Annotated in this window: 8 protein-coding genes; 5 read left to right on the top strand and 3 right to left on the bottom strand. The window is 69.3% G+C overall.

What is annotated here, in order from left to right:
* From EJK15_RS48170 to EJK15_RS48150, 4 genes are all read left to right on the top strand, one after another.
* A partial coding sequence (locus tag EJK15_RS48170; protein ID WP_138717176.1) for an ExeM/NucH family extracellular endonuclease occupies positions 1-1,602 on the top strand: 1,602 nt, incomplete at its 5' end.
* Positions 1,603-1,996: 394 nt separating this feature from the next.
* The gene (locus tag EJK15_RS48160; RefSeq protein ID WP_171074954.1) at positions 1,997-3,793 is read left to right on the top strand and encodes a DUF1996 domain-containing protein; all 1,797 of its coding nucleotides are present in this window, start codon (positions 1,997-1,999) and stop codon (positions 3,791-3,793) included.
* A 182-nt stretch (positions 3,794-3,975) separates the two neighbouring features.
* A complete protein-coding gene (locus EJK15_RS48155; RefSeq protein WP_138717175.1) occupies positions 3,976-4,491 on the top strand; it encodes a hypothetical protein in 516 nt (171 codons plus the stop codon).
* Positions 4,492-4,628: 137 nt separating this feature from the next.
* Entirely contained in the window at positions 4,629-5,003 is a 375-nt protein-coding gene (locus EJK15_RS48150; RefSeq protein WP_138717174.1) for a thioredoxin family protein, read from the top strand.
* A gap of 52 nt (positions 5,004-5,055) precedes the next feature.
* Here EJK15_RS48150 and EJK15_RS48145 read toward each other — a convergent pair whose 3' ends face one another.
* The 3 genes from EJK15_RS48145 to EJK15_RS48135 form a co-directional block, all read right to left on the bottom strand.
* A complete protein-coding gene (locus EJK15_RS48145; protein WP_138717173.1) occupies positions 5,056-5,829 on the bottom strand; it encodes an SAM-dependent methyltransferase in 774 nt (257 codons plus the stop codon).
* 338 nt (positions 5,830-6,167) lie between these two features.
* Positions 6,168-7,505, bottom strand: a complete 1,338-nt coding sequence (locus tag EJK15_RS48140; RefSeq protein ID WP_138717172.1) for a class II 3-deoxy-7-phosphoheptulonate synthase — start codon at positions 7,503-7,505, stop codon at positions 6,168-6,170.
* Positions 7,506-7,585: 80 nt separating this feature from the next.
* Entirely contained in the window at positions 7,586-8,782 is a 1,197-nt protein-coding gene (locus EJK15_RS48135) for an FAD-dependent oxidoreductase (RefSeq protein ID WP_171074953.1), read from the bottom strand.
* A gap of 119 nt (positions 8,783-8,901) precedes the next feature.
* On the opposite strand from EJK15_RS48135, the gene EJK15_RS48130 reads away from it, so the two are divergent.
* Positions 8,902-9,867 (top strand): anti-sigma factor, encoded by a 966-nt coding sequence (locus tag EJK15_RS48130; protein WP_138717171.1) that lies wholly within the window; start codon positions 8,902-8,904, stop codon positions 9,865-9,867.
* Positions 9,868-9,888 lie beyond the last annotated feature (21 nt).

The following is a 9,888-nucleotide window of genomic DNA, read 5'->3' as shown; positions in this document are numbered from 1 at the left end:
CCCTGCGACACCCCCGCCACCCACCGCGTCGCCCAGGTGCAGGGCGCGGGCGCCGCCACCCCGCTGCCCGGCCAGACCGTGCGGGTCGAGGGCGTCGTGACCGCCGACTTCCAGCGGACCGACCAGCTCAGCGGCTTCTTCCTGCAGGACACCCAGCCCGACGCCGACCCGCAGACCTCCGAGGGACTGTTCGCGTTCGCGCGGGACACGTTCAAGGACGTCAAGGTCGGCGACCGGGTGCTGGTCACCGGGCGGGCGACCGAGTTCAACGGGTGGACCGAGCTGTCGCCGGTCACCGCCGTGGACGTGTGCGGCACGGGGAGCGTGGCGGCGCGGTCGTACACGCTGCCCTCCGACGGGTTGGAGCCCGTCGAGAACATACTCCTCACGTTCCCGCAGGTGCTGACCGTCAGCGACCACTACAACCTGGGCCGCTTCGGCGAGGTCACGCTCGCCTCCCAGGGGCGGCTGTTCCAGCCGACGGACCGGTCCGGCGTGGACCCGGCGCTGAACACGCGCCGCTCGCTGCTCGTCGACGACGGCTCGAACAGGGAGAACCCTGCCACCCTGCCGCCCATCGTGCGGGCCGGCGACGTGGCCGCCGGGATCACCGGCGTGCTCGGGTACGGGTTCGGCCGGTACCGGCTGCAGCCCACCAAGCCCATCGCCTACAAGAACCTCAATTTCCGCCTGCCGAAGCCGTTCCCTGTGCTCGGAAACGTCAAGGTGGCCTCGTTCAACACCCTGAACTGGTTCACCACGCTCGGCTCGCGCGGCGCCACGAACGCCGCGGAGCAGCAGCGCCAGCTCGCCAAGCTGGTGGCCGCGCTCAAGGGGCTCAACGCCGACGCGGTCGCCCTCATGGAGGTCGAGAACAACGGCCAGACCGCGCTGCAGGCGCTGGTGGACGCGGTCAACGCCGAGGTCGGCGCGGGCACGTACGCGGCGCTCGCGCACCCGTACCCAGGGACCGACGCCATCCAGGTCGGCCTGATCTACAAGCCCGGCAAGCTCACCCCGGTCGGCGAGACCCAGGCGTCGCAGGACGCGGTGTTCAGCCGTCCGCCGCTGATCCAGACCTTCCGCAGGAAGAGCGGTGGCCAGCCGTTCACGATGGTGGTCAACCACCTCAAGTCCAAGGGCACCTGCCCGTCCAGTGGCCCTGACGCCGATCAGGGCGACGGCCAGAGCTGCTGGAACGCCACCCGCGTGCGGCAGGCCCAGGCGCTGCTGGGCATCGTCGAGGACCTGCCGGACCCGATCGTGCTCGGCGACCTCAACGCCTACGGCGAAGAGGACCCGATCGACACCCTCGAGGCGGGCGGCCTGACCAGCGTGACCAAGCGGTTCGTGCCCGCGCCGCTGCGCTACAGCTACCTGTTCGACGGGCTCGCGGGCGAGCTCGACCACGCCCTCGTCGGCAAGCAGCTGCTCAAGCGGGTGACCAGCGCGACCATCTGGCACATCAACGCCGACGAGCCGCGCATCCTCGACTACAACACCGAGTACAACCCGCCCGGCCTCTACAAGCCGGACGCCTATCGCTCCTCCGACCATGATCCGGTGATCATCGGTCTGACTCTGCCGGGAGGCAAGTCCTAACTACGGGCCGCCGGCGTGCGGCCGGACCTGTCGGTCGACGGCGTATGCGATGTAGGCGATGCCCGTCAAGAAGTGAGGCAGAGGGCCCCGGCAAAGTCCGGGGCCCTCTCGTTTGGGGTCCCGTACGGGGGGACAGCCCAGGCCCTGGTCGAGCAACGAAAAGTTATCGCTTGATCACGATTCGTGGTCAATTCTTACGAGGTTCTTGACACAAGAGTTCATTTGACCTTTCAAGCATTCGGGCGCGTATCTGCTCTCGAAGGCGGACGGTCCCGCCGACCTGCAGGTCGGGCGGCGGGGCGCATCTGCAGACGAGAGAGGGATTGCGATGAGACACCAAAAGGGCTCACCCTTCCGTGGAAGGACGGCGGCCTTACTCGCGGCCCTGGCTGTCATGAGCGGTGGGCTCACGGCCGGAGCCGGGGCGGCGGCGGCAAGCGGGGCATCCGGCACGGGCTTCGCGCCGGCGATCTCCTGCCCTTCTGTGGCGGATCGGGTGGGCCAAGTCCCCGCTCGTGCTCAGGCGGAGGTCCAGCGGAACCTGCAGCAGTTGGAGAACCAGATCGCTGAGGCGAATCAGCGGCTCGCGACCTCGGCGGGGGAGGGCGGCGCCAACTTCGTGCAGAACGCGATCCTTGGCCCGCTCCGGGACAAGCGGGTAGCAGTCCTCCAGCGGATCCAGATCGCCTTCGAGCGTGCCGGCGCCCAGCCGCCGGCCGGCCTGCAGGGCCTTGCCACCTGCGCTGTGCAGGATGACGGGACAGGAAACAACAACGGCGACCAGGGCAACGGCGACCAGAACAACGGCGACCAGGGCAACGGCGACCAGAACAACGGCGACCAGGGCAACGGCGACCAGAACAACGGCGACCAGGGCAACGGCGACCAGAACAACGGCGACCAGGGCAACGGTGAGCAGAACAACGGTGGTGCCGCCGGCCAAATCTCCTGCCCCGCTGTAGCGGACAGGCTGGGGCAAGTCCCCGCTCGTGCTCAGGCGGAGGTCCAGCGGAACCTGCAGCTGTTGGAGAACCAGATCGCTGAGGCGAATCAGCGGCTGGCGACCTCGGCGGGGGAAGGTGGCGCCAACTTCGTGCAGAACGCGATCCTTGGCCCGCTCCGGGACAAGCGGGTAGCAACCCTCCAGCGGATCCAGATCGCCTTCCAGCGTGCCGGCGCCCAGCCGCCGGCCGGCCTGCAGACCCTGGGGACCTGTGAGCTCCGGAATGGCGCCCCGGGGAACGGGGACAACAACGGCAACGACGGCAACAACGGCAACGACGGCAACGACGGCAACGACGGGAACGACGGGGACCAGGCCAGGGGGCCCGTCCCGGCGGACTTCGTCGACATCCGGTCGGTGCGGCCGAACGTGAGTACACCCCGCACGCAGCAGAATGGCTCCAGGGGAACCTTCAGCGTGGACTGCGGGCGCAACGAGAGGCGGATCTTCAACTCCGACAACGTCATCGTGGCGCCCGGCGTGTCCAACGGTGCACAGCACACGCACGACTACGTGGGGAACGTGTCCACGAACAACCAGTCCACCAATGAGAGCCTGCTGGCGGCCAGTACCACCTGCCGCAACGGTGACAAGTCCACGCACTACTGGCCTGTGGTGAGGGCGCTGGGTCAGCAGGAGTTCGACGCCAACCGGCGAGGTGGCGGGCTCGACCTGAACGTCGGCAAGATCCTCACTCCGGTTTCGGTACAGATCACCTTCAAGGGCAACCCGACCAGCAAGGTAGTGCCGGCTCCGCAATTCCTCCGCATCATCACCGGTAACGCCAGGGTCGGCGGGGCCGAACCCAACGCCGGGTGGACCTGCACCGGGTTCGAGAATCGCCAGTTGACGGACAAATACCCGCTCTGCCCGCGAGGCAGCAGGCTCGTACGGGTCTTCGACTTCCAGAGTTGCTGGGACGGCGCGAACATCGACAGCGCCAACCATCGGACCCACGTCACCTTCCCCCAGGCCGACGGTGCCTGCCCGCAGGGCTTCCAGCCCATCCCGGCGCTGGAACACCGGCTCGTCTACAACGTGCCGCAGGGCCCCAACTTCGCCGTCGACGGCTTCCCTGAGGAACTGCACAAGCCGATCACCGACCACAGCGACTTCATCAGCCTGATGAATGAACAGCAGATGAAGCAGGTCGTCGACTGCATCAACAGCGGCAGGCGCTGCCGCTGACCCTGAATCAAGCAGGGTTCCGGACAGAAGAGGAGGCCCGGCGCGGCCAAGTGACCTGGCCGCGCCGGCCTCATGCGCATCGCTCAGAGGAAGACCGAATCAGCTCGGGAAGGGACAAGATCGTGGCTGGCTTCTTCCGCCCGCGAGGCGCTCAGGGCGCCGCGCCAGGGGCTGTGGCGCGTGTGACCGGCGTCGTCAGAAGGCGTGATCGCGGAGACATCGTCCTGTCGCTGCTGGTCATCGCCGCGGCGCTCGCGCTGACCGGATGCAGCGTGCAGGCCGATGCGGACAGTGGGCCGGGGTCGGCGGTGAGCACCGCCGGCCCCAGCGGAAAGGCTCCGCGGACCTACACCGTTGAGCAGTTGGCGGCCGCCACCGGTTGCACCGCCAAGATCACCCTCAAGGCTCTGGATTACCGGAAAGGGGAATGCACCAGCGACGGGGTCCCCTATGTGTTCCTCGACTTCGATACGGCCGAAGGTCAGCGTGAGTGGCTTGACTACGCCGGGATGTACGGTGGCCTCTACCTTGTGGGCGATCGATGGGCGCTGTCGGCCAAGTCCAAGTCCTTCATGCAGGAATTGAGCAGGAAATTCGGGGGCACGGTCCAAGAACATGGCCCTGGCGGCTCCGCCCCCTCCCCGAGCTCTCACCATGACGGCTCCGCCCCCTCTCCGAGCTCTCATCATGCGAATTGAACGGAGGGCGGGGCCGTCGCTCGTGGGGCCGCGTCCCCTCTTGTAGCGGAGTTTGCGCTCGCGTGGAGCTGGAATGCTTGTGTGCGGGTAGCGGTTCTACTCCATGAACATCGACGACGACGAGCAAGGAGCCACTTGTGGCGACCATCGAGGTAACCGAGAAGAACTTCAACGACATCGCCGACAAGGGGATCGTCCTGCTCGACTTCTGGGCCGAGTGGTGCCCGCCGTGCAAGAAGTTCGGGCCGATCTTCGAGCAGGCGTCCGACAAGCACGACGACATCACGTTCGGCAAGATCGACACCGACGCCGAGCAGGGGCTCGCGCAGGGCTTCGACATCACCTCGATCCCGACGCTCATGGCGATCCGCGACGGCATTGTGGTCTTCGCCCAGGCCGGCGCCATCCCGGGCCCGGCGCTCGAGGACCTGATCCGGCAGGTGCGGGCGCTCGACATGGACGCCATCAGGACGGAGCTCAGCGAGGAGCTGAAGAACGCCGAGAAGAACTGACCGGCAGCATGTGAAAGCCCCGCCTGGCCGGCCGGCGGGGCCTCTTTTTACGTCAGAGCTTGCGGCCGACGCCCACGTATCCGAAGTCGACGCCGTTTCCCGGCGCGTCCGGGTCCTCGGGGCGCCACCCGTTCGGGTACGTCAGCCCCGGCTCGGCCAGCTCGTAACCGTCGAAGAAACGCAGGATCTCCTCGCGGGTCCTGAGGCTGAGCGAGGCCGTGGCCTTCTTGTAGATCTCCAGCGCCTGCGGGGTCGTGTCCGGCGTGCTGTCCACGGCGTGACTGATCACCAGCCGGCTGCCGGGGACGCTCACCTTCCGCAGCTTCGTCACCACGTCGTACGCGATGTCGTCCGGGATGAAGTGCAGGACCGCCAGCATCAGGAACGCGACGGGCTTGCTGAAGTCCACCAGGCCGCCCAGCTTCTCCAGCAGCGCGTCCGGCTCGCGGACGTCGGCCTGGATGAAGTCGACGTTGTCCTTCCTGGCCAGCAGCGCCCTGCCGTGCACGCACACCACGGCGTCGTAGTCCACGTAGACGACGCGTGCCTCCGGGGCGATCTCGTGGGTGTTCCCCTGGGTCGGCAGCCCGGCGCCCAGGTCCATGATCTGCCGGACGCCCTCGTCCACCAGGTGCCGCACCGCCCGGCGCAGGAACGCCCGGTTCGCCCGGGCTCCTTGCTTGGTGTTGGGGAACGTCTTGAGTATCTGCTCCGCCGCTGCCCGGTCGGCCGCGAAATTGTCCTTGCCGTCGAGAAAGTAGTCGTACATGCGCGCGACGTTGGGGACGTTAGGGTCCACCCCCTCCGGGGCACTGTCCACGTTCATCTCCCAGAATTTTGCTCTCTTTCTGGGTGATCCTAGTCGTGGAGTCTCACAATTCACCGGAAATCGGTTTAGTCCGCCCAGGCAATGAGACGCAGATCACGCACGCCCGCCAATTCACGACCGCCCCATCGCCCGGCGGCGCCTGCGGTCCCACGGCCGTTGGCGTACCGGCGGCGGGCAGGTCAGCGGCGAGACGCCGCCACCGGCACACAGACGAGACTCCATCCCCGGCGCGCGCCGGGGATGGAGCGTTCCGTGCGGGCGCCGGGCCGGAGGTGCGGTCCGGCCCGACGGGGTCACGGGAGCCGGGGCGATCGGGAGCCCCGGCGGCCGGGTGGTCAGCCGCGGTAGAGCTCGGCCACGCGGAAGGCCAGGTCGAGCGACTGGCTGCGGTTGAGCCGCGGGTCGCATGCCGTCTCGTACCGGGTCGCGAGGTCGCCCTCGACGATCCCGTGCCCGCCGCCGACGCACTCGGTCACGTCGTCGCCGGTGAACTCGATGTGGATCCCGCCCGGATGCGTGCCGAGCGCCTGGTGCACCTCGAAGAACCCGGCCACCTCGTCGAGCACGTCGTCCAGCCGCCGCGTCTTGTGCCCGCTGGGCGCCTCGAACGTGTTGCCGTGCATCGGGTCGCAGATCCAGGCCACCTGCGCCCCGGAGGCGGTGACCTCCTTGACCAGCGCCGGCAGGTGCTCGCGGATCTTGGAGGCGCCCATCCGGGTGATGAACGTGAGCCGCCCCGCCTCGTTGGCCGGGTTGAGCCGCTCGACCAGCGCCAGCGCCTCCTCCGGCGTCGTCGTGGGACCGAGCTTGACGCCGATCGGGTTGCGGATGCGGGCGAAGAAGTCGACGTGCGCCCCGTCGAGCTGGCGGGTGCGCTCGCCGATCCAGACCATGTGCGCCGACACGTCGTACGGGAGCCCCGTACGCGAGTCGATGCGGGTGAGCGCCCGGTCGTAGTCGAGGATCAGCGCCTCGTGCGAGGAGTAGAACTCGACCGTGTGGAACTCTTCGGGATCGGCCCCGCAGGCCCGCATGAACGCCAGCGCCTGGTCGATCTCCCTGGCCAGCTGCTCGTAGCGGCGCCCGGCCGGCGACTCGGCCACGAAGTCCTGGTTCCAGGCGTGCACCTGGCGCAGGTCGGCGTAGCCACCCTTGGTGAACGCCCGCGCGAGGTTGAGCGTCACGGCCGAGGAGTGGTACGCCTTGAGCAGCCGCCACGGATCCGGCTTGCGCGACTCGGGGGTGAAGTCGAAACCGTTGACCATGTCCCCCCGGTAGGCGGGCAGCTCGATGCCGTCGCGGGTCTCGGTGGGCTTGGATCGCGGCTTGGCGAACTGGCCGGCGACCCGGCCGATCTTGACGACCGGCACCTTGCCCGCGTACGTCAGCACGATCGCCATCTGCAGCAGCGTCTTGAGCTTGTTGCGGACGTCGTCGGCGGTGGCGCCGGAGAAGGTCTCGGCGCAGTCGCCGCCCTGCAGGACGAACGCCTCGCCGCGGGCGACGGCGGCCAGCTGCTCCTTGAGCTGGTCGCACTCGCCGGCGAAGACCAAGGGGGGCAGGCCGCCGAGCTCGGCGACGACCTTGTCGAGCTCGCCGCGGTCGGGCCAGTCGGGCTGCTGCGCCGCCGGGAGGGCTCGCCAGGAATCGAGATCCAGAAGATTGCTGCTCACGAGATACGAGGGTATTCCACTGAGCCTGCCGCTACCGACCCCAATGTCCACGTTTTGACATCCGCCCCGGCCGAGCCCGGTCAGACTTCCTTGGTGGCCACGTGCTCGGGACGGATTCCGAAGCCCAGGAAACGCGGGCCCACCTGGCTGAGCAGCGGGACCTTCGACAGGTTCCGCGGCACCATGGCCGGGTCGAACCGCCCCTTCAGCGCTCTGCTGATGAGCACGCTCTGAGCCAGCCGCTGGGCCGCCTGCGTGACCCTGGTCGGCAGCATCCGCCGCTTCTGCAGCAGGTGCAGGGTCGACTCGGGGATCGGCGCGCCGGACCTGAGCGGCCCGGCCAGCAGGTTGGCGGCGGCCACCGCGTCCTGCACGGCCAGGTTGATCCCCACCCCGAACACCGGCGACATGGCGTGCGCCGCGTCCCCGATGCACAGGAACCCGGGCCGGTGCCAGCGGCGCAGCCGGTTGATCGCGACCGTCAGCACGCTGACGTCGTCGTAGCTCTTGATCTGCCCGATCCGGTTCGCCAGGAACGGCATCAGCGCCGCCACGGGCTCGCGGAACGCGTCGATGCCCGCGCCGGCCAGCCGGCCGAACCCGCCCTTGGAGATCAGGTACGCGAGCTGCCAGTAGCTCACCCGGTTGATCGCGACCATCATGTGGCCGGTCGAGACCCGCAGGAACGAGTCCTCGGGATCGCCGTCCTGCCAGGGCAGCCGGAACCACAGCACGTCCATCGGCGCGCCGAACTCCTCGGGCACGAGCCCCGCCCGCTCACGGAGCACCGAGTGACGCCCGTCGGCCGCGACGGTCAGGTCCGCCCTGATCTCGTGCTCGCCGGACTCGTCGCGGTAGCGCAGCCCGCGCACGGCTCCGCGCTCGACGATCAGGTCGTACGCCTCCGCCCGCATCAGCAGCCGGAACCCCGGATAGCGCTCCCCGGCCGACGTGATGATCTTGAGGAATTCCCACTGCGGGACGAACGCCACGTAGTTGTAGGGGCCGGGCAGCCCGCGCAGGCTGGCCAGCGCGATCTCGCCCCTGTCGGTCACCATGCGGGGCTCGTACAGCTTCCGGTGCGGGAGCTTCAGCAGCTCCCCGGCCAGCCCGAGCTCGTCGAGCACCTGCAGGGTGGACGGATGGATCGTGTCGCCTCTGAAGTCGCGCAGGAAGTCGGCGTGCTTCTCCAGGAGCGTCACCTCGACGCCCGATCTGGCCAGCAGCAGGGCGAGCACCGCGCCCGCAGGTCCGCCGCCCGCGATCACACATGTCATAATTCATCACCTGATGAGATTGTCTCACATTCTGTGAAATGAGCAAGGCCAACGGCCATCCGGCGTGCCCGAGCCACCGAAGTACATTGCGTGAGCCGCCTCTCACTGTGGGAGTGGAAATGAACGACGAACTCCACACCCTCTCTGGTGCCTACGCCGTGCACGCACTGCCGTACGCCGAGTGGGTGCTGTTCGAGGAGCACCTGCGCGCGTGCCAGGGGTGCGGGGCCGAGATACGGCGTTTGCGGGAGACGGCCGCCAGGCTGGCGGAGACGGTGGCCGAGCCGCCGCCCGCCGTGCTCCGCGACCGCCTGCTCGCCGCCGCGCACGAGTCGCGGCGCGGCGACGTCCAGGAAGAGCGCGGGCAGCCGGAGCGGGTGTCCGACGACAGCCCGACGATCTGGCGTCCGCCGCAGACGCGCGCCCCCGGAGCCGCGCCGCCCGCCGCCGGCCAGGGGGTGGCACCGCCGCCGGAGGACTCGCCGACGCTCAGGATGCCGCCCGGGCAGGGGCAGGAGGCGGCGTTCGGGATGGCACCCGGGCAGGAGCCGGTGTTCAGGACGGCGCCGGAGATGCCCGTACGGCCCGAGGGCGGCGGGGAGGTGGTGCCGCTCAGGCGCAGGCGGTCGAAGGTGCTGGCGGGGCTGGCGGCGGTGTCCGCGGCGGCCGCGGTCGCGCTCGGCGCCGTCGCCTTCGACGCCCGCCGCGACCTGGGCGACCTGACCGCCAGGAACCAGGAGATGGTCGCCGTGCTGGCCGCGCCCGACGCCAGGACGGTACGGCAGCCGGTCACCTCGGGCGGCACCGGCACGGTCGTGATCTCACGGTCTGCGGGCCGCATGATGTTCACCTCGTCCGGCCTGCCGGAGCTGCCGGACTCTCGCGCGTACGAGCTGTGGCTGATGGGCCCCGACGGCCCCCGCCCAGCCGGGCTCCTCGTCCGCGCCGAAGGCGGCGTCACCACCCCGGTCCTGGTCGCTCCGCTGCGGGAGGACGACCGGGTGGCGCTCACGGTGGAGCCGGCGGGCGGCTCCCGCAAACCCACCACGCAACCCATCCTGCTGGCCGACCTGCCCGGGGCCTGACCCGTCCGGGGCCCGAGCCGG

Origin of the sequence: Nonomuraea basaltis, from assembly GCF_005893125.1 — a bacterium.
In the GTDB taxonomy this organism is placed as follows: domain Bacteria; phylum Actinomycetota; class Actinomycetes; order Streptosporangiales; family Streptosporangiaceae; genus Nonomuraea; species Nonomuraea basaltis.
Note: the sequence above shows the minus strand (reverse complement) of the source record. Positions and strands in the feature narration are given on the sequence as shown.